Genomic DNA, 23848 nt, shown 5'->3' with positions numbered 1-23848 from the left:
CTATTAATAAGTATGTAAAGGGGAATAGAAAATGAAAGCTAATGAAAAATATTTAATAAGATTTTTAGAATCATCTGATACTAATTTTGTTATACCAGTTTATCAAAGAAATTATGATTGGAAAAAGGAACAATGTAAGCAACTTTATGATGATTTAGTTAGTATGATTAGAAATAAATATAAGACACATTTTTTTGGTACTATAGTTTCAATATATAATGATGATGCTAGAAATAGAGAATACTTAATAATTGATGGGCAGCAAAGAACTACTACAATATCATTATTATTACTTGCAATTTACAATTTATTAGATAGTGGAAGATTAAGTTCAAATACTATAATTAAAGAAAAAATATTAAATCAGTATTTAATAAATCAATATTGTGATGAGAAATTGAAAATTAAGCTAAAGCCAATTAAGGAAGATAGAAATGCCTTTGAAAAACTATTTAATAAGGAAGAGCTAATAGAAGAATCAAATATAACTTTAAATTATCAATATTTTTATGAAAGAATAATTGATGGAGAAATTACTATTGATGAACTTTATTCAGCTATAGAAAGATTAATAATAGTAGAAATTGAATTAAAAAATGGGGAAGATGATCCTCAACTTATATTTGAAAGTCTTAATTCAACTGGTTTAGATTTAACAGATGCAGATAAAGTAAGGAATTTTATTTTAATGAATCAACCATCTAAGAAGCAGGAAGAACTATACAATAATTATTGGAATAAGGTTGAAAAGAACACTAATTATGCTGTAACACAGTTTATAAGAGATTATTTAACTATGAAGGAAAATAAAATTCCTAATATTAATAAGATATATGTTAGTTTTAAAAGATATATTGAAGAAAGTAAAACTGATATAGAAGCTTGTTTAAAAGATATGTTAAAGTTTTCAGCATATTACAAATCACTTATAACAAGCAACACAGATATAAAAGAGGCTAATATAGTAATCAAAAATATAAATAAATTAGAAGTTACAGTATCTTATCCATTTTTATTAGAAGTCCTTGATGACTACAATAATAATGAAATAAATAAGTCAGAGTTAATTGAAATTCTAAATACAATAGAGTCTTATATTTTTAGAAGGATAATATGTAAAGCTCCTACAAATGCCTTAAATAAAGTCTTTATGAATTTAAGTAAAGAGATAAAAAGAGTTACAAACTATAAAGAGAATTATTTAGAGATATTTAAATACATATTAACTAATAAAAAAGCATCTCAAAGATTCCCTAATGAAGAAGAATTTAAATTGAATTTCATAGAATGTGATGTTTATAGCTGGAAAAGTAAAAATAAAGTTTATTTACTAGAACAGTTAGAAAACTATGATAACAATGAAAAAGTAGATATAGAAAATCTAATTAATGATAAAAAATTAAGCATTGAGCACATTATGCCTCAATCATTAAGCCCTTCATGGAAAAATTCATTAGGAGAAAATTACATTGATATACATTCTAAATATATAGGAACAATAGGAAATCTAACTTTAACAGGTTATAACTCTAATTTAGGTAATAAACCTTTCCTTGAAAAAAGAGACATGGAAAAGGGATTTAAAGATAGCAGATTAAAATTAAATAAGTATTTAACAGAAATAAATGAATGGAACGAAGAAACAATAAATATTAGAGCTAATAAATTATTTAAAATAGCCTCTAAAATATGGCAATATCCTGTAAGTAACTATAGCTTCCAAGATGGTAATAATAGTATTTTTAGTTTAGAAGATGAAGATGACTTTACAAATACTAAAATAGATAAATTTATATTTAGAGATGAAAATATAAAAGTTAAAAGTTGGACTGAACTATATGAAAATATCTGTTCAATATTATATGAAATAAATCCTATGCCATTTATAAGATTAACAAAAAAAGATTTTAGCCAAGAATACTTAAATAAAAGATTTTCAAATAGTTCTAAAGGCTTTAGGAATCCATATAAAATAGCAACTAATGTTTATATAGAGAAAAATTTAAGTACAGAATCTAAACTTCAAACATTAAGAATTATTTTTGATGAATATGGAATAGATTATAATGAATTGTTGTTCTATATTAAATAGTATCATGTAAAAAGAAAACTATAGAAATCTTTATCTTTCAAATTAGAGAGATAAAGATTTTTTATTATATTTATGAAAGATATTCTAATATATAAATATAGAAAGCAAAGGAGGTAGATTGATATGAAGAAACCATGTATATTTTGTAATTATAATGAAAAAGAAAAAGTAGCAGAAAATGATTTAGTATTTGCAATTTATGATAACTTTCCAGTGAATGAAGGTCATACATTAATAATACCTAAAAGACACTTTAGTAGTTTTTTCAAGCTACAGAAGAAGAAGTTTTAGCTATTTATGATTTAATACATAAAGTAAAGTTAACAATAGATGAAAAATATAATCCAACTGGTTACAATGTAGGAATTAATATTGGAGAAGATGGAGGACAAACAATTATGCATCTACATGTACATATTATTCCTAGATATAAAGGCGATGTAGAAAATCCAAGAGGTGGAATTAGAAAATTTAAAAAAGAACTAGTTCCGTATAATGGATAATATTTATTTGGGGTGATAATTTGGATAAGCTTTATAAAGATATTAATACTAGTTTAAATATAAATGAAAAAGAAATACTTTATAATGATATAAATTCTATAACAGGAGATAAAGACCATTTATATAATCACTTAAAATTAAGCTTTAAAGAAGCACATTCAATAGATATTATTGTTTCTTTTCTTATGGAGTCAGATGTAAAGCTTATACTTAATGATTTAAAGGAAGCAATAAATAGAGGAGTAAAAATAAGAATTCTTACAGGAAATTATCTTGGAATAACACAGCCCTGGGCATTAAGACTTATAAAATCAGAGCTTAAGGATAAGGTTGATTTAAGGTTTTATAATGTTAAGAATAAATCCTTTCACCCTAAGGCATATATGTTTCATAGCAAAAATGATAGTGAAATATATGTTGGATCATCAAATATTTCTTGTGGTGCACTAACAGACTCTATTGAATGGAATTATAGATTTTTAAAAAGTAATAATATGGTAAATTTAGTATGGATAGAGAAAAAGCATTAAATGCTTTAAATAAAGAAGAAATACAAGTTATATTTTCAGTAGATATGTTTAATGAAGGGTTAGATATACCAGGAATAGATATGGTTATGTTCTTAAGACCAACGCAAAGCCCAACGGCATTCTTGCAACAATTAGGAAGAGGATTAAGAAAAGCTCAAGATAAAGACTATTTAAATGTACTAGACTTTATAGGAAACTATAAAAAAGCAGATTTAATTCCATTTCTATTAAGTGGGAAAAACTATAAGAAAATTGAAGATAAAAGAGGAGATTTAAGAAATATAGAATTTCCTGAAGATTGTTTAGTTAATTTCGATTTTAGATTAGTAGATATATTTAAAGAATTAGCAGAAAAAGAAATGGGAATCATTGATAAAGTTAAAGAGCAGTACTTTATAATAAAAGAAGATTTAGGGTATAGACCAACTAGAGTAGAATTCTTAACATATATGAATGAAGATATATATGAAAATATAAAATCAAAAGCTAAGATAAATCCATTTAGAGACTATATGAAGTTTTTAAAAGAAAATAGTGAATTAATAAAAGAGGAAGAAGAATTATATAATGGTAAAGGAAACTCGACTCATATTCATTCGCTAGGTGCCTTCGAGAACAAAATGCAAGATTTGGACTCTCAGAGCATAGGTAAAGAATTTATAAATATAATAGAAACAACAAGTATGAGCAAAACATATAAGATGCCGGTACTATTAGCCTTCTATAACAATGGAAATATTAAAATGAAAATTACAGAAGAAGATATCTATAGAAGTTTTTATGATTTCTATCATAAAGGATCAAATAAAGTGGATATGCTTAAAGATAAAGGAACTAAAGACTTTGAAACTTGGGATAAAAACAAATATATAGATTTAGCAAAGAAAAATTCAATAAAGTTCTTACTTAAAACCCATGGGGACTTCTTTATAGAAAAAGAAGGAACAGTATTAGCATTAAAAATTGATTTAGAAGAAGTAAATGAATACGTAGAAGATAAAAATCTAGAAGAGTTAGCAGATGTAATGGAAGTTTTATTTGGATTAGCAAATGAACTAGGCTATAGTGAAGAGGAATTACTTAAGAAGAGAAGGGATAAACTAGTAGAGTGTGGTAGATTTAAAGAAGGAATAGTTTTAAAGAAAGTAAAATAGATTTAAATAAAATAAATATAGAAAGAGGCTATAATATGAATAGAAATGAAGTAATGGATGTTTTAAACTTTAGATATGCATGTAAAGAATTTGATAAAGAAAAGAAGATAGATAAAGAAGATTTAGAAGTAATACTTGAAGCAGGAAGACTTTCACCTAGTTCATTAGGAATAGAACCATGGAAGTTCTTAGTTATAGAAAATAAAGAATTAAAAGATGAATTAGGAGCAGTATGTTGGGGTGGAAAAACTCAAATGCCAACATGTAGTCATTTAGTAGTAGTTTTAAGTAGAACAGCTAAAGAATTAAAATATGATTCAAGCTATACAAATCACATCTTAAAAGATGTTAAAAAGCTTCCGGAAGAAACAGCATCTAAGTTCAAAAACCTTATGAAAACTATAGAAGAAGAACGTTTTAAAGATGATAAAGATATTGAAGCATATGCTTCAAACCAAGTATATATAGCAGTAGGAAATATGATGACTGCAGCTGCAATGTTAGGAATAGATTCTTGTGCTATTGGTGGAATAGATAAAGCTACAGTGGAAAGGATATTAATTGATAGAGGAGTATTAGATACAGAAAAATTCAATATTTCTTTATGTCTTGCCTTTGGATACAGAGCAAAAGAAGCAGGAGATAAGCTAAGACAGGAAATGAGTGAAATAGTTGCTTGGGTAAAATAAAACATAATGTAGCTTATTAAAGTAAATGTAATAATAAACTAAATAAGAAGACTTATAGCTATATTCAATGATATTAATTGGATATAGCTGTTTTTATAATTAAATTTACTTCATTAAAATATATTCTATCTAGAAAACAAGTTAATATTTACGAACTGAACAAAAATTTGAATGGCTATTTTGCTTACGGATATAATTATAAGAATATCATGAGTGAAATTTTTTATTACTATCTATTGAGATTAAGGTTTAAATTTATCTTAAATCAAATATATATAAAGGTATGAATGAATTAAGGAGTTTAAAATGGCTAAGAAAATATTTATAGGGAATTATAAAGGGGGAGTTGGAAAGACTACATCGACGTATTATATTGGCGCTCTTTTAAGGAAAAAAGGAGAAAAAGTGTTATTAATAGATATTGATCCTCAATCATCCTTAAGTGAAATATGCATGTCTAAAATGGGTGTAGAGGCTTTTGTAAATTTAGATGATAAAGAAACTTTAAATTATATTTTTGATATAAAAATACAATCAAAAAAAGTAGGACAGAATAATGTGAAATTAGACATGGATATAGAGAATATTGTCAAAGACAATGATGTAGTTAAGTTTATTCCTTCAAGCCTATTATATAAAAATGGTGGGTTGGACACTTTAATTACAAAGCTTGACAATGAATTAAGCACTCTCTTAATTTTAAAAGAATTCCTAGATGAATATAATTTAGATAATCTTTATGATTATATAATTTTTGATTGTCCTCCTAGCAATAACCTTATTACTCAAGGAGCTTTTCTAGTTTCTGATTATTTTTTAATTCCAACAATCATGGATTCAGTGAGTACGAAGGGTGTTAAACATTATAAACATGTAATAAATAAATTATATGACGATTATTTAGATAAAAATAAGCATTGTGAGGAGTTTATAAGTTCAATATTAGGAGAAAGACCAAAGGAGATAGGTGTTTTTGAGTCTAGGCGAAAGGGTAGTAATACAAATACTGATAAATATAGAAACATTATTAAGAGTGAAAATTATTTATTAGAAACATTTATACCTGACTATAAAGATATTACTGATAAATTATCGTGTGGTGATTTATCTAATAAAAGTCAATATGAAGATTTAGTAAATGAAATTTTAAATAGACTATAATATAAATATGAGGGATATATGGAAAGATATAAAGTTAAAGATTTGAAATATATTTTAGAAAAATGGATAAATATATCTAAGGATTTTAACAATGAAAAATATAAATTAATGGGAGAAGTAATTTTAGATAACTTTAAAAAATATAATTCCAAAGATTATATTGAAGATATTTTAAAGTTAGAAGGAATAGTTGAATCAAAACATAAAAGCAAAACAGTGCAGGATTATAAAGAAAAAATTTTAGAATATCTATTAGCACTAGATAGTAATGATAAAGAAAAGCTTAAAAGTTATAATTTTAAGATAATATTAGATAAAGATAATTTAATTAATATATGGGAAAATGCTAGTGATAAAGAAAAACTTTCTGCTACTAAAATTGAATTAAATGTTATCTATAATTATTTATACAGCAAAGGAAGTGTTAAATATATAAATAAAAGTAAAAAAATAATAATTAAAGATATAGATGAATTTGTATATACTAAATTAAGAAATAGTAGAATAGATAGTTTATAAAATTAGTATATACCAAAAGTATTGTAAATAGCATAATCCAAAATATTGATAAAATTAAGTATAGATTAAGCATAATTATATAGTAAAATATAGTTATGCTTATAAATACTAATCTTATAAAATTAGAGAATAAGTTTTTCGTATGAATTTTAATTAGGAAGAAAATAAAAAGAAGTATTGTAGTTGGGAGCAAATGTATGAGCAAATGTAAATATTGCAATAAAGAACTAAAAGAAAAACACTTAGAAAATAAAATAGGTCTATTTTGTTCAGAAGATCACTTTAATAAATATTTAGATAGTTTAAGTGATAAAGAATATTCAGAACTTTAAAATAACTTTTGTGTTTGTAGTGATGAGTAAATAAGATGAGAATATAAGAGAAAATATGGGGATAAATATATGGATATCAAAAATAAAATTATTGAAGATACTTTTTTGAAAGAAAAGGATATAATAATTCCTAATGGCAATTTAGTTTCTTATGATTTACCTACTTCAACTTATGTTGACTCAAGAATATTTTCAAGATTATTAGAAGATAGTAGGGTAGTTGCTAGTTATAAAATGTATTGGTTATTAGGGATATTAGAAGAAGTAAATTTAGGTAATAAGGAAATAACCTTTAAGAAGTTAATATCAAGAATGATAGTGGGATCGTGGTATCCTATAATGCAGTATAAATTATATTTTGGGCAGTTTGATAATTTATCAAAAGTAGTTGAATATATATCAAGTGTATATAATAAACATTCTAGTATTAATAGTAATGAGTTATTAGATTTTATTTATAATAGCAATGATAAAATTCTAAATAAGCAAATGAAAGAATTAAGCTATAAAGTTCCTTATATGCTCTTATCTCCATTTTTTGATGATAAGATAAAAGGGCTAAAAAGCTCAAGAAGAGTTAAAAGAATAATTGAATTATCTCTAAGTGAACCCAATGTTTTATATAAAATTATTATTGATAAGGAAAATAAAGTAGTTATTGATGATGAGTGGGCAAGGTATATGACAGCTAATTACCGAATAATTAAATCATGGATATATTATAAATTATCTTGCTTTTTACAAAAGAGAAATCCTAACGTTCCATCGATTATATTTAAGTTAGATCCACCAAAGTCAAGGGATTTAAGTCATGCAACTAAACTCTGGACTGATATTATTAATAATAGACATGTAAAAGATATTTATACAGGGAATTATTTTTCAGCTGCAAACTATAGAGAACTTGGAACATTAAGTATAGATCATTTTATACCATGGAGCTTTGTTCTGCATGATGAAATGTGGAACTTAGTTCCTACCTTTAAAAATATAAATAGTATTAAAAATGATAGATTATTAAGATATGAAAATTACATAGATGATTATTGCAATACTCAATTTGAAGCTTTTTCTTTTATATGTGATAAGAAGAGGAAGAAGGATTTAGAATCATATGTAGATTTACTTAGATTAGAAAATCCTCTAGATTTCTATAAATATAAAGGTAGAGAAGGCTTTAACGAAAAGTTAAGGACAAGCATTGCGCCAATATATCAAATAGCAGTAAATCAAGGCTTTTCAGTAATTGATTCTATTAAAGAGTAAATTACATAAGATAATTTAGGGAAATTTATTCTAGAAGATTAAGTGTTATTAATTATATAGTATAATGAGCTTATACTATATAACATGAGTTAGGGGAATATATATGCAATGGCTTAACACCTACGGATTAACAATCATGGTAATAATAATGGTTCCAAACATAATATTTGCAATAAAAGAAAAGAACTTAAAAAGTAAATATCATAATAAGTTTATTGAGATCATAGAACAAATTGGTCTCTTTGGTTCCATGTTTTTAATATATCATTTTTAAAGTATGGCTATTGGTTTTCTAATGCTAAAATTATTTATATGATTCTAATAGGGGGACTAGTTCTAGTTTATTGTTTAATTTGGGTTTTATACTTTCAAAAAGCTACATTTTGTAAGGTTGTGGCACTAGCAATTATTCCAACATTAATATTTATATTTAGTGGAATAATATCTTTAAATATTTTATTGATTATTCTATCTGTACTGTTTGGGATCGGTCATTTAACTATAACTTACTATAATAATCTATAAATGCTAATTTAAAATATAAATCATTAAAATATAAATTATAAAAATATCAAGCTATATAGGATTTAAATAAGGATATATGAAGCTAATAAAGGTATATATGGTTCTACTAGGATACATAATATACTTAGTACAGAAAATTTTAATGTGCCCTTAAAAAGAGATTTTACAACTACTTCTATTAATGAAAAAATCGGTAGGAGATATTACATGTATTCATACTATCAGAGATGGTTACTGCAAATAAATAGCTAAAAATATACTACATAAAAATGAAGGGTTTGTTATGACAAAAATAACTAGACGAGGATATGTGCCTACAGACGAAAAAGAGTTTAAAAGCGATAATTTAATTAGAATCTATAGTGCAGGAGAAGACTTATTATATCTTTTAAATAGGGGATATAAAATTAAAGGAGCTTCCACCTTTATAGGTAATCATTATCTATTATCTGAAAGGCAAAGACTTGCTTTAGTAAGAGGAATTTCTAAATTTGATGATGTTGTAATAAGAAATAATAAAGAAATTACTAATGTTTCAGGTGTTGAAGTAGTTCATATAGATGGTTTTAATACTATAATAACCTTAGAAGTTGCTTTGTCTAACTCATTAATTATTAAATCTATGGATGAAACTATAAGAGATTTAGCTGGTCTTAGAGGTACTTATTCAGTAATAGATAAAACAGAAATTGCAATTAAGTTAATAGGTGATTTTTTATTAGAACATAAAATAGAAAAAACAATATTTTATTTAGATAAACCCGTTTCTAACTCTGGTAGATTAAAGATGAAGATTCTAGAGATACTAGAAGACACAGAACTTGAAATAGAAGTAGTGAATATAGATAATGTAGATAGTGTTTTGAAATTTAAGGATAATGTAGTATCTAGTGATGCAATAATTCTTGATAATTGTATTAACTGGATTAATTTAAATAAATATATTATAGAAGAGAAAATATTAAGTGATCATTATATAGATTTTAGTAAATTAAAATAATTATAGCTATATCAGATTGAACTTAAATGTTATTTTTTGGGAAATTATAAAATGTTGCCTTTTGAATAACTTTTTATAATTTCCATCCTTCAGTTTTGAAGTATTAAAATATCATAGCAAGGTGACTTGGAGCGAAGCGACGGAACCTGGATATGATATTTTAATACTTTTTTATTTTTCTATAATAGGAATAATATCTAGTTTTTCTTTTAGAAGTTTATATATAAAGTCTCGTCCTTTTTCTGTCCAATAAGTTACAACTACAGGTTTACCATTAGCAGTATTAATAGTCTTAGAATGAGTATATCCTTCTTTGGCATAATCTTGATATAGTACCCATTTATTGCCTAACCTATATTGTACTTTTAAGGCATTGAGTAGTTTATTCATCTTTAACCCTGACATTCCATAATCTTTGGCTATAATGGTTATGGGAATAAGTAAAGTAGTAGTATTAATTTCCTCTTCTATAATTTTAGCTTTATTATTAGCTCTTATTGAAGGTATTATCTCATCAAATATCCATTTTTCAAATTTATCAGCATATGGTAACTTTGAATTAACGATTAGTTTATATAAGTCAATTTGTGATATAAATAAGGATTCTTGAATTTCTCCTGAAGTTGGAATTTTGTGTTTAAAATATTTATTAGTATGATTCTTAATTGCTTTAACTGGATCTGAATATCCTAGAATTAAAGCACAGGGCTTTCCTTGAAAAAATTCAACTCCATTTAGAACTAGTATTTTTATTTCTCCAAAAGTTTCATTTTTAAAAATTAATAAGTTTTCCATTTTTAAACCTCCGCATTATTATATATAAATATTTTGAGTACATAAATCGTATTAAGTATCTCTTCAATTTATATATACGTAGATAAAAGATGGTTTTTAAAATTTTATAAAAAAATTTTAACTTTAAAATAATATCTTTTGTTAGGTATTATTGAAAAAGTATAACTGTAGAATCGTAATATAACAAAAAAGAGCTTTAATTTCGTACCGATACAATTTACTTATTGAGAGTTTTATGATATTTTATTTATAGAAAAAAATGGGAAGAGGGATTGTTTATGAATAATAAATTTGTTTATTCACCGGGACCTACAAATATAAGAGAAAATGTTAGATTTGAAATGTCTAAGGAAACTACTAATCCAGATAGTGACAAGGAATTTGTAGAGTTTTATAAAGAAACTTGTGATAGTATTGCTAAAATAATAAATACTAAAAATCCAACTTACATATTAGGTGGTGAGGGAATTTTAGGTTTAGAAGCAGCTTGTGCATCTTTGACTGAACCAGGAGATAGAGTTCTTATATTAGATAATGGGATTTATGGAAGAGGATTTAAGGACTTTGTTGAAATGTATGGTGGAGAAGGAGTATATTTATCAGAGTCTTATAGTAAAGCTATAGATAAGAATAAATTGATTAAATTTTTAGATAAGGATAGTAATTTTAAGTATGCAACAGTAGTTCATTGTGATACTCCAACAGGAGTTTTAAATGACATATCTAAGATATGTCAAATATTAAACGAATATGGAATTTTGACTGTTGTTGATTCTATTTCAGCAATTGGTGGAGAGGAAATAAGAGTAGATGATTGGAGAATTGATATAGCTTTAGGAGCTTCTCAAAAAGCTTTATCAGCAGCACCGGGCTTAACTATAGTTAGTATTAGTGAAAAAGCTAGATTAGCAATGAAAAATAGAAAAACTTCAATTGTAGGATTTTATTGTAATTTAACTATTTGGGAAAACTATTATAAAGATAAGTGGTTTCCATATACAATGCCAATAAATAATATTATGGGATTAAATAAAGCAATTAGCAATATTTTAGAAGAGGGAATTGACAATGTACTTAATAGACATAAAAAAATAGCAGTAGCTACAAGAAAAGCTCTTAAAGAATATGGATTAGAATTATTTTTAGAAAATGGCTATTCAAATACTGTTACTTCAGTAAAGATTCCAGAAGATATAGGAGCATTAAAGCTTAGAGATTATATGTTAAGAAAATATAATGCTTTAATATTAACATCTTTAAAACCTTATGATAATCAAATTTTAAGAATAGGCCATATGGGTGAAAATGCAAGAGAAGATAAAGTAGTTTATGTATTAAATGTAGTAGATAAAGCTTTAAAAGATTTAGGGTTTAAAACTGCTAAGGATTTAGTAAGTTTATTTAATTTATATTATTTTTAAATTTTATATTCTAAATTTTTTAGTTAAAAGGGGTTGTGAGACACCCCTTTTTAATGTTGGTTAAAGAATGTTTAACTTGTACTTAATAAAAACAAACGCTTTTTTAATACTAACTTAAAGAACTTCCTTTATCGTAATTATGTAATATGTAAAAGAATAAAGGGTATAATTGTAGCCTTATTAGTTATGATAGGTGTTAATACTAATATAAATTCTTCAAAAAGTAACATAGTTTATGAAAATGAAAAGGATAAAGCTAAAATGTAATTATGCTGATAGCTGATAGGATGAGTACAGATGGTATTACATGAGGAGCAAGTATTCGCACATAATATGGCTAATATGAAGAGGTACGGAAAATATTTGAATATAATATATTAATGATATAATTAAAGTATGTTATAATTCTTATAGAAAACTGGACCATGTAGGTGGTGATTTTAATGGAATATAAGTCTACGATTAAATCAAGACTATATTTATATAAAGAAACTAAAATGCTGAAAGCTTTATAAATAAAGGGATAGATATTAATAAAATAAAAAAGCTATCTTTAGGAGAAAAATTTTGCAATTAGAAAGTGAAGCCAGAAATAAGGAAATTGCATCATGGCCAGAATACACTTTTAAAAAGTTAAAACAAGTTTACATAAGAATTCCTTTTGAAAGTGTTATTGTAGTTAATCTAAATAGTGATATGGAAATTAACTGAGGAATTAGAAAAGACATAATTATAAATTAAAATTTAAAATAAGGAGTGATTAAATGAGTGGTATTTTAGATAAATATGATGAATCAATTAAACTCACTTATAATTACACATATAGAATGCTTATGCATTTAAAAAATATAAAAGAAAACTATAAAAGGTTAGAAAATGCAGATGAAATAACTCTAGAAGTATATAGAGACTCTATAATAAAAAAGTATGAAACCTTAGAAGATTTAACATGGAAATTGTTATCTAAGATCTTTAAATCTGATGGACTTGAGATAAATAATCCTAGAGGATGTTATAAACATGCTTTCAAAGAGGGGTTGATAAAAGATATGATTGTATGGAATGATATACTACTTGCAAGAAATTCAACAGCTCATATATATAATGAAGAAGATTACGAAGAAATAAAAAATAAGATTATAGATAAATATATAGATGCTATAGAAGAGCTTTTAAATAAGGTATCAACGGAGAAGTTATAATATGTATGGAATAGAAGAGAGGACATATGAAAACTTAATTTCATATTTTAATAATAATAAATATATAGAAAGAGTAGTTTTATTTGGATCAAGAGCAAAGGGAAACTATAGTTATAATTCTGATATAGATTTAGGTATATTATGTGATAAAAAATATAAAGGTGCTATAGCAGATGAATTAGATGAACTTGTAGGAGTATATTCTTTAGATATAGTATTTTTAGATAGTATGAATGAAGAAATAAAATTACAAATAGAAAAATATGGAATAGAAATTTATAATAATTTAGATAATGGCTAAAAATTAATAAGAATAAAATTAAATCTTTTACAGTTTGGTCAAGAAGATTCTAGTGGTAAGCTTTATTTAATACATAAAGTTTATCACTATTTTTATAGTGAAAGGAAGAAAACATGAAAAGTGAATGGAAGAAAAAGTGGGTAGAGGATATTGATTATTTAAAAGAGGAACTTATAAAAAATCATATTAATTTATTTGCTTATACAAAAGAAGATGAGTTTAATAAAAAAATAGAAGAATTAAAGAAAATAATAGATAAGTTAGATTATGAAGAAATGAAGGTAGAAATATCAAGAATTATTGCTTCTATTAGGGATGCACATACAAGTCTTATTTTCCCAGCTAGAAGGTTTATTCCACTTAAGTTTTATTACTTTAATGATGGAGTATATATAATAAATTCTACAAAAGATTATGAAAATCTACTTTTTAAAAAAGTTATAGCCATTGAGGATATGCAAATAGAGAATGTTTTAGAGGAACTTTATAATATTATTTCTTTTGAAAATAATTATTTTTTTAAGGCTCAAAGTATGAAATACCTTCAGATAGTTGAAGTTTTATATGGACTTTTAATAGTTGATGATATGAATAAAATAAAAATAACCTTGGATAATGGTGAACATGAAATTTTACCTGTTTCTATTGAAAATTTAATTTATACAAATGATAAACTACCACTATATGCTAAGAACTCATCTGAAAATCTTTGGTTTACCTATTTAGATAATGAAGAACTTTATATAAAATATAATAGCTGTAGAGAAAATGAAAGTGACAGTATACATAATAAAATAGAAAAGATAATATTATTTATTAAGGATAATAATATAAAAAAAGTGACTGTTGATTTAAGAAATAACTTAGGAGGAGATTCAACTTTATTTCAGCCTTTTATTGATTATATAAAGGAAAATAAAGATATAAATAATAAGGAAATTTTAAAGGTTATAATAGGAAGAGAAACCTTTTCTTCTGCTCTTTTAAATGCTTATAATTTTAAAAATAATACTAATGCAAAAATTGTTGGAGAACCAAGTGGAGGGGTGCCTAATTGTTATGGAGAGATTTTAAGAATTACACTTCCAAATAGCAAGCTAGTAGTAACATATTCTACGAAATATTTTAAGCTTATTGAAGATGACTTAATTGATGCTCTATATCCAGATGAAATTGCTTTAGAAACAATTGAAGATTATATAAAAAATATTTAGAACATAAGCTATATAGGACTGAGTAAACAATCTTGTATAGTTTATTTTAAGAAGAAATGTAGTGGGGGAATTATGAAAAAAAGACATTTATTATTAGGAATATTAATTATGTTTAGCTGCATGGTAACTTTAACATCATGTAATAGAAAAAATGTAGATATTAGCAGTGATACAATTTTAAATGACAAACCGAATGAAAAAGTAGAAATTGATGAGAAGATTGAAATTGATAAAAATGTTGAAAAAATTGTGGAGTCAGGATATGAGGGATTAGAAAAGTTATTAGATGAGGAATCATCTAATAGGAAATTTCAAGGGGTGGTATTAGTAGCAGATGGAGATGAAATTGTTTTTGCAAAAGCATATGGATATGCTGATACAGAAGATAAAAGAAAAAATAAATTGACAACACGTTTTGCAATTGCATCAAATACAAAACAGTTTACTGCAACAGCTATAATGCAATTAGTTGAACAAAATAAAATTAGTCTTGATGAAACTATAGACAAGTATTTTCCGGATTATAAGTATGGTAATAAGATTACAATAAAGAATTTATTGCAAATGAGATCTGGTATTCCTGATTATCTTAATGAATTAGATTTATTTATGAAAGATAAAGCCACTATAAATCTTCTTAAAGAGTATGAAAGTAATGTTTATTATGATAAATATGTTGAAGATTATAGATGGTCATCAGAAATGATATTAAAAAACTTGTATCTAACAGAGCTAATATTTGAACCAAATGAAGAATACGATTATTGTAATACAAATTATTATTTGCTTGGATTAATAATTGAAGAAGTAACTGGTATGTCTTTTGGAAATTACTTAAATGAATATATATTTAAACCATCTGGAATGGATAGCAGCAGTATAATACCATTGGATTCTGATGCTAAGGGCCATGGAAGCGATGAATCAGGAGAAATAGTAGCTAATCCTCAATTTACTTATGCTGCTGGTGCAATTTATTCTAATATTTTTGATATGTTTAATTGGAGTAGGGCATTATATAAAGGTGATATTATAACAAGAGAATCCTATGAGAAAATGACAACCCCTGTTGATGACTATGGGTATGGTCTTTTTATAAAAGATAATATTATCAGTCATAGTGGTTATATAGATGGTTTTACTTCAAATACAGAATATGATATAACAAAAGACCGTATTATAATAGTATTAGAAAATATAAATCCAGAAACAGATGATTTAGATGCAAAATATCATACAAATTTAATAAGAGAATATTTAGATGAGTCTGAATAAACACTTTTTTAAGTAAACTTATAGAATTACTTTAAGGAATATATACCCTTCAACAATGCATAAATGTGTTGTTGAGGGGTTAATTTTTATTAACTAAATATGAAATATAGGCTTATTTAACAAAATGATAACTTGTAATTAACAATAATTACCAAGTTTTAATATCCTCTTAAAGAAATTCATTTATAGTAATTATGTAATATGTAAAAGATATAAGGGGAGGATAAAATAATGAGTAAAAGAATAAAGGGTATAATTGCAGCCTTATTAGTAATGACAGGTATTATTACTAATATAAATTCTTCGAAAAGTAACATAGTTTATGCAAATGAAAAAGGTAAAGCTAAAAATGTAATTATGTTGATAGCTGATGGGATGAGCACAGAAGGCGTTACATTAGCTAGGCAAGTAAAAGGTGAGAATTTATCTATGGATGAAATTTCTGTAGGAAGTGTAATTACAAGTTGGGCAAATGGACCAATAACTGATTCTGCACCAGGAGGAACTGTATATGCATCTGGAGAAAAGACTAATAATAAATATATAGGAACATCAGTTAATGATACTCCAATGGCAAGTATTCTAGAAGGTGCAGAAAGTGTTGGAAAAGCTACAGGGATAATAGCTACTAGTGAAATAACTCATGCAACACCAGCAGACTTTACAGCTCATACTAATAACAGAAAGTATTATAATCAAATCTTACAGCAACAAATAAATCAAGATATGGAAGTTGTATTAGGTGGAGGATTCAATAAACCAAGTGGCTTTACATCGGAAGTTTCAGAAGATGAATTTAATACTTATTATGAAGATCAAATAAATAATATTCAAGAAGAGGGTTTCGATTTTATTACCACAAAAGATGAGTTAGAAAGTTATGGTGGAGATAAATTATGGGGTAGCTTTGCTGATGCAGATTTAAAATATGATTTTGATAGACAAAGTGATAATGATAATGTTCAACCTTCATTAGGAGAAATGACTGAAAAAGCAATTGAAGTTTTAAATAAGGATGAAGATGGATTCTTTTTAATGGTAGAGGGTAGTAAAATTGACTGGGCAGCTCATGCTAATAATACAGTAGGGATAGTATCTGATATTTTAGCTTTTGATGAAGCTGTTAAAGTAGCTGTTGAATTTGCAAAAGCTGATGGAAATACAGTAGTAGTTGTAACAACAGACCATGGGAATAGTGGTATATCTATTGGAAGTAACTATTATAATGAAAATATTGAATCATATGATAAGGCAACATATGAAAATACTACTTATATATTAAAGAATGCAAAAATTACTGAAGAAAGATTTAATACAATAGTATCTGGTAAAAGTGATGAAGAAATAATAGCCTTAGCTAAGCAATACTATGGAATAGATTTAACAGATGAAGAGTTATCTATAGTAAAAGGTGAGATAGGAGAAGGAAGACAAGTAGGAATAAGAGAAGTAATAGCAAGAAGAGTTGGAATAGGATATACAACTGGTGGACATACTGGAGAACAAATATATCTTGGAGTATATTCACCATCAAATGTAGAATTATTAGAAGGTGTAGTTGATAATACTGAAGTAAATAAGTATATGCAAAGAGTTTTATTTGGGGAAGAATTATTAAGTTCTTACACAAAAGAAATTTATCAAGATGGTGAAAGTAAATTAAATGAAATAGAAGGAATAACAACTTCTATAGATAAAACTAGTATGCATTCACCAAAACTTACTATAGAAAGATTAGGTAATATAATTGAAGTAGATTTATACACTAATAATTACAGAATTAATGGAGAAGAGAAGGAGTTAAAAACTGCAATTCCATATATAAATGGCAAGTATTTTATTCCTCAAGAATTAATTGATATTGTTTCTAATTTAGAAGAACATGTTACTTCCATAAATGAAGAAGTTAAAAATGAAAATGTAATAGAAAATGACACTATAAAGAAAGAAAAACCAGATGTTGTTGAAGGAGAAAATAATTCTGTAGAAGTAGGAGGGTTAAACTAATGATTTCAAAGAAAACTAGAAATAAATTGATTTATAAATTAGGAGCTTTATTATTAGGATGCACATTTATATTTGGATTAAGTACTCCTATTTCTACTAAAGCAGAAGAGAGAACAGTAAAAAATGTTATTTATTTAATTGCAGATGGAATGAGTGATGGAATACTTACGGCAGCAAAGTATTATAATGATATTCAAGATGGAACTTTAGGTAATGATAAATTAGCTATGGATGATATTAGAAGTGGATTTGTTAAAACTTCTTGGGCAAATGGTCCAATTACAGATTCAGCACCAGCAGGAACAGCATTATCATCTTCTTATAAGACTAATCCAGGAGTTATAGGATTAAATACTGAAGGAAAGCCAAAAGCAACAATATTAGAAGCAGCAGAATTAAATGGATTAGCTACAGGAATAATTGCAACTAGTGAAATAACTCATGCCACACCAGCTGCTTTTTCATCCCATGCTGAAAGTAGACAAGATTATAATTCCATTATGAAGCAACAACTATATAAAGATATGGAAGTTGTACTAGGCGGAGGAAGTGAATTTTTTGAGTCTACTGGTGGTGGAAAAAGAAGTGATGGTAAAGATTTAACAGAAGATATTAAAGCTTTAGGTTATGATTATGTAACGAATAAATCAGAAATGAAAGAAAGTAGTTCGGATAAGCTTTGGGGATTATTTGCTAAAAGAGATTTAGCTTATGAATTTGATAGAACTACCTTAAATAATGAAGAAGAGCCAAGTTTAGCAGAGATGACTGAAAAAGCTATTGAGGTTCTAGAAAAAGATGAAGATGGATTCTTTTTAATGGTAGAAGGAAGTAAAATTGATTGGGCTGCTCATGCAAATGATCCATCAGGAGCTATTGGAGATATTTTAGCTTTTGATGATGCAGTTGAAATTGCATTAAATTATGCGAAGGAAAATCAGGATACTATTGTTGTAGTTACAACAGACCATGCTAATAGTGGGTTTACTATAGGTAATGAAAGTACAACTAGTGGATATGATGATTTAACATTTGAAGAATCTATAATGCAAATTAAAGATTTTAAATTAAGTGCAGAAAAATTTACATCTTTAATAAAAGATAAAAATGATGAAGAAATTAAAGCATTAATAAAAGAGTATTATGGATATACAGATATTACTGATGAAGAGCTTGAATATGCAAAAAATGGGCAAATAAACGAAGTTATGAAGATTAGAGCTAAGCTTGGATATAGTACTGGTGGACATACAGGTGGAGATGTTTATTTAGGAGTTTATGCTCCAGCTGGTGTTGAAAAACTAAGAGGTACAGTTGATAATACAGAACTACCAAAATATATTGCAAGTAATTTAAAGTTAAATTTAGATTTAGCAAGTGAAACTTTATATGAAGAAATGAAAACTAAATTAGAAGCAGAAAATGCAGAATTTACAGTTAATACAGATGATTTAGAAAACCCATATTTCTTAATTAAAAAAGGAAGTAAAACTTTAAAAGTAATTGCTAATAGCAATATAGTAGAAGTATATGTAGATAATAAAAAAATAGAGGATAATGAATTAACATCAGTATCTATATTAATAGGAGATGTTGCATATGGCAATGTAAAGGAAGTAATAGATATACTAAATAAAGATGTTTCTAATGGAACTGTAGATGATGATAACAATAATGCTAACAATGGATTAGATGATAATTCTGGATCAAATAAAATACCAACTTCTATAAAGAAGCCATCAACTTCTAAATTGCCTTATACTGGAGCAGTTGTAGGAAGTGGATTTGTAGTATTATTAGGAATAGGCTCTGTAGCAGCAGGGGTCTATACTTTAAAAAAGAATAAAAATAAACAGTAGGTAATTAAAGAAATAGTGGCAAACTTTATTTATGACGTAAAGTTTACCACTATTTTTATAGTTAAATAATGTAGAAAAAGTAATTATATTAGTTTAACGTATACTTAACAATATTAACTCTAAATTTAACATAAATTAGAATATATTAACATAAATTAAATGAGCTTTAACACTAAAAACTTATTTCTTACGATAAAATATAAAAGAAGATGAAAATATAAGTTTTCATATAATTTAGAAATGAGGGAAGAATTAATGAGTAAAAGAATCAAATGTATCATAGTAGCTTTAACAATTTCCATCACAAGTCAAAGCGTTACAACAATTAGTGCTGTAACAAATGATAATGAATCTGTTGAACCACAAAAAGCTACATATGGATATTTTGTTGACGAGTATAAAAAGAATACTTATCCAAATTGTAACACGCCTGAAACAAATCCAACTTTAGTATTACTATCTGGATTTTTGAAATTATGGGAACCAGGGGATTCTTGGGATAATGGTGCTAAATTAAATGAAGATATTTTAGATGCTAATATTCAAAAATCAATAGATATTACTTCTTATTTAACAGAAGAACAAAAAATTAAAACTTATCTATTTGATAGAAGACATCAAAGCTATAGTTCTATTGAGGGATTAGGAGAATATGCTTCTGTATTTAAAGAGAAAACTAATGCAGAAACTAGTATATCTGATGAGATTCCTGAGGATGCTACAGAATTAAAATATAACGATAAAGGTAATAGTAATGGGAATTGGGCAGATGAAGATAGTGAATTAGGAAGTATAGTTTCCTTAGTTAATGCACTTAGAGGTAGTTATTCTACTTCTAATCCAAGTAAAAATTATTTTGCATATATGCGCCCTTTTAGATGGAGTGATGAAGTGACTGTTCTTGATACTTTGATACCTGTTTTGAAACCTGTAGAAGAGGCTCAAAGTGATGGAGGATTTCCTAGTGGACATACTAATGCTGCTTATTTAGCTTCTTTTGCTTTAGCTTATGCTGTACCGGAAAAATACAAAGATTTATTAATAAATGCTTCTGATATAGGTAATTCTAGAATATTAGCTGGTATGCATTCACCTTTAGATGTAATTGGAGGCAGGGTTTTAGGGACAGCATTAGCTGCAGCTATTTTAAATGATACGGATAATATTGAATTAAAAGAAAAAGCATATTTTGAAGGTCGTGAATTAACATCAGAATATTTTACAGAGGAACCATTAGAGGAAAAAATAGAAAATTATAAAATGAATAAAGATATTTACTTAGAACGTTTAACTTATGGTTTTGAAAAAGTAGGGACTAGTGGTAATAAAATGGTAGTTCCGAAAGGGGCTGAAGTGCTATTAGAAACTCGTTTCCCATATTTAGATGAACTTCAACGTAGATATGTATTAAAAACAACAGGAATAGATTCAGGATATCCTGTTTTAGATGATACAGAAGGCTGGGGAAGATTGAATTTATATGAAGCTAGTAATGGATATGGTTCTTTTGAGACAGATGTAACTGTTAATATGGATGTTAGTTTAGGTGGATTTAATTCTGAAGACATGTGGTTAAATGATATTGATGGAGATGGACAATTAACAAAGCAAGGGACAGGCTCTTTAATTTTGGCAGGAGATAACACATATAATGGTGGAACAATTTTAGAAGATGGTTCACTTATAGCATATTCATCAACTGCATTTGGTAATGGTAAAGTGAAAAATAATGGTGGAACGCTTTCGGAAAAAGTTGAAGATGATGTTATAATTAATGATGATTTCATTCAAGATTCTGATGGAACTTTAGATCTGAATTTAGAAAGTAATTCTGATTGCTTAGTTATAAAAGGAAAAGCATCGCTTAATGGTAATTTAAAAGTAAATATTGAAGATGGTTATGAAGTAAATGATAAAATTAAAATAATTGAATATACAGAATTAGAAGATAATAGTCAATTTGATAATGTTGAATTTTTAGGATTATTCAATGATTATAATCCTAAAATAGTTTATGAAGAAGATGGAGTATATTTAGTAAATACTAACGTTGTTGAGGATAATGAAGAATTAAATGCTAATATAGAAGAATTAAAAGCTTTAATTAAAAAAGTAGAATTACTTGATGAAGATAATTATACTTCCGAAAGTTATAAAGCTTTAGAAGCTACTAAAAATGATGCAAAATTAATTTTATCTATGGATAATATAAATAATGAAGAAGTTTTAGAAGCAATAACTAATTTAAATAATGCATTAAATAATCTAGTAGGAAGATCAGAAAGTCCAGTTGTTCCAGATACTGACTCTAATTCAAATAGTGATAATAATTTAAATGTAAATAAGCCAAGTGAGTTGCCAGAAACAGGTGGTACTAATACTGTAATATCACTTCTATTAGGATCATTAACAACTATTGGTGGAGCATTGCTATATAAAAAGAAAAAATAAGTAATTAAAAAAGAATAATATAATAATTTTATTTGATAAATTATTGTAAACACAATAAAAAAAGGTATAAAATAGTAGTGGGATATAATTTATATAGAGGAGGTTACATATTTTATGTTAAGTAAAAAGTTATTAAAAGCATTAAATGAGCAAATTAACTTTGAATTCTATTCTTCATACGTATATCTTGCTATGGCTGGATATTGTGAATCAATAGATTTAAATGGTTTTGCTAATTTCTTTAGAGTTCAAGCAAAGGAAGAATTAGATCATGCCATGAAGATATATGATTATGTATATCAAAAAAATGGTTCAGTTGTATTAGAACAGGTAGATAAACCAAAATCAGATTATGATGGAATAATTGATGTTTTCGAAAAAGGTTATGAACATGAAAAATTAGTTACTAAAAAGATATATGAATTAACAGATATTGCTTATGAAGAAAGAGAACATTCTACAATTAGTTTATTAAAATGGTTTATAGATGAACAAGTTGAAGAAGAAAATAGCTTTAATTCATTAGTAAAGAGAGTAAGAAGAATTGAAGATAATCCAGCAGGACTTTATTTAATGGATGATGAATTAGCTACAAGAGTTTACACATCAATTACAAATAATTAATTATATAAAAAGAAGTCAATTATTGACTTCTTTTTATATATATTTTATTATTTAGATAATGTTAAAATATGTGTAAGGAGAGTAATTAATGGATAATAACTTAATAGTCATACTTGGAATAATAGTTATAATTGGATTTATATTTGCAGTAATAAAAAAGGTTGTAAAATTAGCTATTATTATAGCTATAGTAGGAATACTTTTATCAGGGAATTTTGCAGTAGGAAAGGTAATAGAAGAAAAAATTAATAATATTAATAACATTAATATTTCTAGTTTAGAAGATATAAAAGAAGAAATTCCTAGTTTCTTAAATAAATTCGTTAAGATAGAAAAATATGATGATATAACAAAAGTAAATATAGATTTATTTCTATATGAGAAAACAATAGAAATAAAATAATTAAGAGAATTGTATGAGATTAAATATTTAGGTTAATCTTATACAATTTTTTTATGCTTACTTATTATATAAGCGTAATAATATCTTTTATTGTGTGTTAATAAAAGATGATTTTTAAAATTTCAAATTATATGTTTTTGTATAAATATTGCAAAATATATCAAAGATAAAATATAAAGAATTTAAGATATCAAGGTGATGAAAATGAAAAAATGTATGTATTGTAAAAAGGAACTTAATGAAAAGTACTTAGAAAATAAAATAGGATTATTTTGTAGTGAGGAACATTACACAAAGTATTTAGATAGCTTAAGTAATGAAGAGTATATAGCGATTCAAAATAACTTTTGTGTATGCAGCGATGATTAATAACTTTATTTAAGGTTTCATATTCACTTTCTATATGGGAATCTATATTAATTTGATGGTGTAATATTCATTTTCTTTATAACTTCAATAATAATTATTTCATAAAACTTTCTTCTAAGAGGTCTTGACTTAAAGTTGACTCTAAGGTGTACGCTT

21 protein-coding genes and 3 pseudogenes are annotated in these 23848 nt (G+C 25.9%); 23 read left to right on the top strand and 1 reads right to left on the bottom strand.

The window, feature by feature from the left end; translation table 11 throughout:
• The first annotated feature begins 31 nt into the window (after window positions 1-31).
• The 11 genes and pseudogenes from ACQPUY_RS09535 (at window position 32) to ACQPUY_RS09485 (ending at window position 9771) form a co-directional block, all read left to right on the top strand.
• Complete coding sequence (locus tag ACQPUY_RS09535; protein ID WP_430840949.1) at window positions 32-2092, top strand: DUF262 domain-containing protein; 2061 nt, start codon at window positions 32-34, stop codon at window positions 2090-2092.
• Window positions 2093-2215: 123 nt separating this feature from the next.
• A pseudogene (locus ACQPUY_RS09530) lies at window positions 2216-2595 on the top strand (HIT family protein).
• A gap of 20 nt (window positions 2596-2615) precedes the next feature.
• Window positions 2616-3125: a phospholipase D-like domain-containing protein gene (locus tag ACQPUY_RS09525; protein ID WP_430840948.1), complete on the top strand. Its 510-nt coding sequence runs from the start codon at window positions 2616-2618 to the stop codon at window positions 3123-3125.
• Window positions 3104-3214: pseudogene (locus tag ACQPUY_RS09520) on the top strand (helicase-related protein); the annotation flags it as partial. The gene ACQPUY_RS09525 and the pseudogene ACQPUY_RS09520, both read left to right, overlap by 22 nt.
• 882 nt (window positions 3215-4096) lie before the next feature.
• Window positions 4097-4279 (top strand): annotated as a pseudogene (locus ACQPUY_RS09515) (phosphoribosyl-ATP pyrophosphohydrolase); the annotation flags it as partial.
• A gap of 35 nt (window positions 4280-4314) precedes the next feature.
• Complete coding sequence (locus ACQPUY_RS09510; RefSeq protein WP_430840946.1) at window positions 4315-4968, top strand: NAD(P)H-dependent oxidoreductase; 654 nt, start codon at window positions 4315-4317, stop codon at window positions 4966-4968.
• A 306-nt stretch (window positions 4969-5274) separates the two neighbouring features.
• On the top strand, window positions 5275-6129 hold the full coding sequence (locus ACQPUY_RS09505; protein ID WP_430840944.1) for a ParA family protein: 855 nt from the start codon (window positions 5275-5277) through the stop codon (window positions 6127-6129).
• Window positions 6130-6147: 18 nt separating this feature from the next.
• On the top strand, window positions 6148-6648 hold the full coding sequence (locus ACQPUY_RS09500) for a hypothetical protein (protein WP_430840943.1): 501 nt from the start codon (window positions 6148-6150) through the stop codon (window positions 6646-6648).
• A 197-nt stretch (window positions 6649-6845) separates the two neighbouring features.
• Window positions 6846-6980: a hypothetical protein gene (locus ACQPUY_RS09495; RefSeq protein ID WP_430840941.1), complete on the top strand. Its 135-nt coding sequence runs from the start codon at window positions 6846-6848 to the stop codon at window positions 6978-6980.
• Between the two features lie 69 nt (window positions 6981-7049).
• Window positions 7050-8246 carry an HNH endonuclease domain-containing protein gene (locus ACQPUY_RS09490; RefSeq protein ID WP_430840939.1) on the top strand — a complete coding sequence of 399 codons (1197 nt, stop codon included), beginning with the start codon at window positions 7050-7052 and terminating at the stop codon, window positions 8244-8246.
• A gap of 808 nt (window positions 8247-9054) precedes the next feature.
• Window positions 9055-9771 carry a DUF434 domain-containing protein gene (locus ACQPUY_RS09485; RefSeq protein WP_430840937.1) on the top strand — a complete coding sequence of 239 codons (717 nt, stop codon included), beginning with the start codon at window positions 9055-9057 and terminating at the stop codon, window positions 9769-9771.
• 171 nt (window positions 9772-9942) lie between these two features.
• Here ACQPUY_RS09485 and ACQPUY_RS09480 read toward each other — a convergent pair whose 3' ends face one another.
• Window positions 9943-10566 carry a phage antirepressor gene (locus tag ACQPUY_RS09480; protein ID WP_430840936.1) on the bottom strand — a complete coding sequence of 208 codons (624 nt, stop codon included), beginning with the start codon at window positions 10564-10566 and terminating at the stop codon, window positions 9943-9945.
• 278 nt (window positions 10567-10844) lie between these two features.
• Here ACQPUY_RS09480 and ACQPUY_RS09475 point away from each other — a divergent pair, with 278 nt between their 5' ends.
• From ACQPUY_RS09475 to ACQPUY_RS09420, 12 genes are all read left to right on the top strand, one after another.
• Window positions 10845-11987: a pyridoxal-phosphate-dependent aminotransferase family protein gene (locus ACQPUY_RS09475; RefSeq protein WP_430840934.1), complete on the top strand. Its 1143-nt coding sequence runs from the start codon at window positions 10845-10847 to the stop codon at window positions 11985-11987.
• 567 nt (window positions 11988-12554) lie between these two features.
• Window positions 12555-12698 carry a BrxA family protein gene (locus ACQPUY_RS09470; protein WP_430840932.1) on the top strand — a complete coding sequence of 48 codons (144 nt, stop codon included), beginning with the start codon at window positions 12555-12557 and terminating at the stop codon, window positions 12696-12698.
• A gap of 53 nt (window positions 12699-12751) precedes the next feature.
• Window positions 12752-13189 carry an HI0074 family nucleotidyltransferase substrate-binding subunit gene (locus ACQPUY_RS09465; RefSeq protein ID WP_430840930.1) on the top strand — a complete coding sequence of 146 codons (438 nt, stop codon included), beginning with the start codon at window positions 12752-12754 and terminating at the stop codon, window positions 13187-13189.
• Between the two features lies 1 nt (window position 13190).
• Window positions 13191-13490, top strand: coding sequence for a nucleotidyltransferase domain-containing protein (locus ACQPUY_RS09460; protein ID WP_430840928.1), 300 nt, complete (start codon window positions 13191-13193; stop codon window positions 13488-13490).
• A 113-nt stretch (window positions 13491-13603) separates the two neighbouring features.
• Window positions 13604-14704, top strand: a complete 1101-nt coding sequence (locus ACQPUY_RS09455) for a peptidase S41 (RefSeq protein WP_430840926.1) — start codon at window positions 13604-13606, stop codon at window positions 14702-14704.
• 72 nt (window positions 14705-14776) lie between these two features.
• Window positions 14777-15979 carry a serine hydrolase domain-containing protein gene (locus tag ACQPUY_RS09450; protein WP_430840924.1) on the top strand — a complete coding sequence of 401 codons (1203 nt, stop codon included), beginning with the start codon at window positions 14777-14779 and terminating at the stop codon, window positions 15977-15979.
• A 231-nt stretch (window positions 15980-16210) separates the two neighbouring features.
• Window positions 16211-17986 carry an alkaline phosphatase gene (locus ACQPUY_RS09445; RefSeq protein WP_430840922.1) on the top strand — a complete coding sequence of 592 codons (1776 nt, stop codon included), beginning with the start codon at window positions 16211-16213 and terminating at the stop codon, window positions 17984-17986.
• Window positions 17986-19845 carry an alkaline phosphatase gene (locus tag ACQPUY_RS09440; RefSeq protein WP_430840920.1) on the top strand — a complete coding sequence of 620 codons (1860 nt, stop codon included), beginning with the start codon at window positions 17986-17988 and terminating at the stop codon, window positions 19843-19845. The genes ACQPUY_RS09445 and ACQPUY_RS09440 overlap by 1 nt, the downstream gene beginning before the upstream one ends.
• Before the next feature lie 255 nt (window positions 19846-20100).
• Complete coding sequence (locus tag ACQPUY_RS09435) at window positions 20101-22296, top strand: phosphatase PAP2 family protein (RefSeq protein WP_430840919.1); 2196 nt, start codon at window positions 20101-20103, stop codon at window positions 22294-22296.
• A gap of 114 nt (window positions 22297-22410) precedes the next feature.
• Complete coding sequence (locus tag ACQPUY_RS09430) at window positions 22411-22920, top strand: ferritin (RefSeq protein WP_430840917.1); 510 nt, start codon at window positions 22411-22413, stop codon at window positions 22918-22920.
• Between the two features lie 88 nt (window positions 22921-23008).
• Window positions 23009-23323, top strand: coding sequence for a hypothetical protein (locus tag ACQPUY_RS09425; RefSeq protein WP_430840915.1), 315 nt, complete (start codon window positions 23009-23011; stop codon window positions 23321-23323).
• Between the two features lie 204 nt (window positions 23324-23527).
• Entirely contained in the window at window positions 23528-23692 is a 165-nt protein-coding gene (locus tag ACQPUY_RS09420; protein ID WP_430840913.1) for a hypothetical protein, read from the top strand.
• The last annotated feature ends 156 nt before the right edge of the window (window positions 23693-23848 follow it).

This window comes from Clostridium nigeriense, assembly GCF_050585245.1.
Lineage (GTDB): Bacteria > Bacillota > Clostridia > Clostridiales > Clostridiaceae > Clostridium > Clostridium nigeriense_A.
Note: the sequence above shows the minus strand (reverse complement) of the source record. Positions and strands in the feature narration are given on the sequence as shown.

What these genes read in the sequence shown, in the direction of transcription:
- ACQPUY_RS09535 (WP_430840949.1), top strand. Translation starts at nt 32, where the DNA reads ATGAAAGCTAATGAAAAATATTTAATAAGATTTTTAGAATCATCTGAT.
- ACQPUY_RS09510 (WP_430840946.1), top strand. Translation starts at nt 4,315, where the DNA reads ATGAATAGAAATGAAGTAATGGATGTTTTAAACTTTAGATATGCATGT.
- ACQPUY_RS09505 (WP_430840944.1), top strand. Translation starts at nt 5,275, where the DNA reads ATGGCTAAGAAAATATTTATAGGGAATTATAAAGGGGGAGTTGGAAAG.
- ACQPUY_RS09500 (WP_430840943.1), top strand. Translation starts at nt 6,148, where the DNA reads ATGGAAAGATATAAAGTTAAAGATTTGAAATATATTTTAGAAAAATGG.
- ACQPUY_RS09495 (WP_430840941.1), top strand. Translation starts at nt 6,846, where the DNA reads ATGAGCAAATGTAAATATTGCAATAAAGAACTAAAAGAAAAACACTTA.
- ACQPUY_RS09490 (WP_430840939.1), top strand. Translation starts at nt 7,050, where the DNA reads ATGGATATCAAAAATAAAATTATTGAAGATACTTTTTTGAAAGAAAAG.
- ACQPUY_RS09485 (WP_430840937.1), top strand. Translation starts at nt 9,055, where the DNA reads ATGACAAAAATAACTAGACGAGGATATGTGCCTACAGACGAAAAAGAG.
- ACQPUY_RS09480 (WP_430840936.1), bottom strand. Translation starts at nt 10,566, where the DNA reads ATGGAAAACTTATTAATTTTTAAAAATGAAACTTTTGGAGAAATAAAA.
- ACQPUY_RS09475 (WP_430840934.1), top strand. Translation starts at nt 10,845, where the DNA reads ATGAATAATAAATTTGTTTATTCACCGGGACCTACAAATATAAGAGAA.
- ACQPUY_RS09465 (WP_430840930.1), top strand. Translation starts at nt 12,752, where the DNA reads ATGAGTGGTATTTTAGATAAATATGATGAATCAATTAAACTCACTTAT.
- ACQPUY_RS09460 (WP_430840928.1), top strand. Translation starts at nt 13,191, where the DNA reads ATGTATGGAATAGAAGAGAGGACATATGAAAACTTAATTTCATATTTT.
- ACQPUY_RS09455 (WP_430840926.1), top strand. Translation starts at nt 13,604, where the DNA reads ATGAAAAGTGAATGGAAGAAAAAGTGGGTAGAGGATATTGATTATTTA.
- ACQPUY_RS09450 (WP_430840924.1), top strand. Translation starts at nt 14,777, where the DNA reads ATGAAAAAAAGACATTTATTATTAGGAATATTAATTATGTTTAGCTGC.
- ACQPUY_RS09445 (WP_430840922.1), top strand. Translation starts at nt 16,211, where the DNA reads ATGAGTAAAAGAATAAAGGGTATAATTGCAGCCTTATTAGTAATGACA.
- ACQPUY_RS09440 (WP_430840920.1), top strand. Translation starts at nt 17,986, where the DNA reads ATGATTTCAAAGAAAACTAGAAATAAATTGATTTATAAATTAGGAGCT.
- ACQPUY_RS09435 (WP_430840919.1), top strand. Translation starts at nt 20,101, where the DNA reads ATGAGTAAAAGAATCAAATGTATCATAGTAGCTTTAACAATTTCCATC.
- ACQPUY_RS09430 (WP_430840917.1), top strand. Translation starts at nt 22,411, where the DNA reads ATGTTAAGTAAAAAGTTATTAAAAGCATTAAATGAGCAAATTAACTTT.
- ACQPUY_RS09425 (WP_430840915.1), top strand. Translation starts at nt 23,009, where the DNA reads ATGGATAATAACTTAATAGTCATACTTGGAATAATAGTTATAATTGGA.
- ACQPUY_RS09420 (WP_430840913.1), top strand. Translation starts at nt 23,528, where the DNA reads ATGAAAAAATGTATGTATTGTAAAAAGGAACTTAATGAAAAGTACTTA.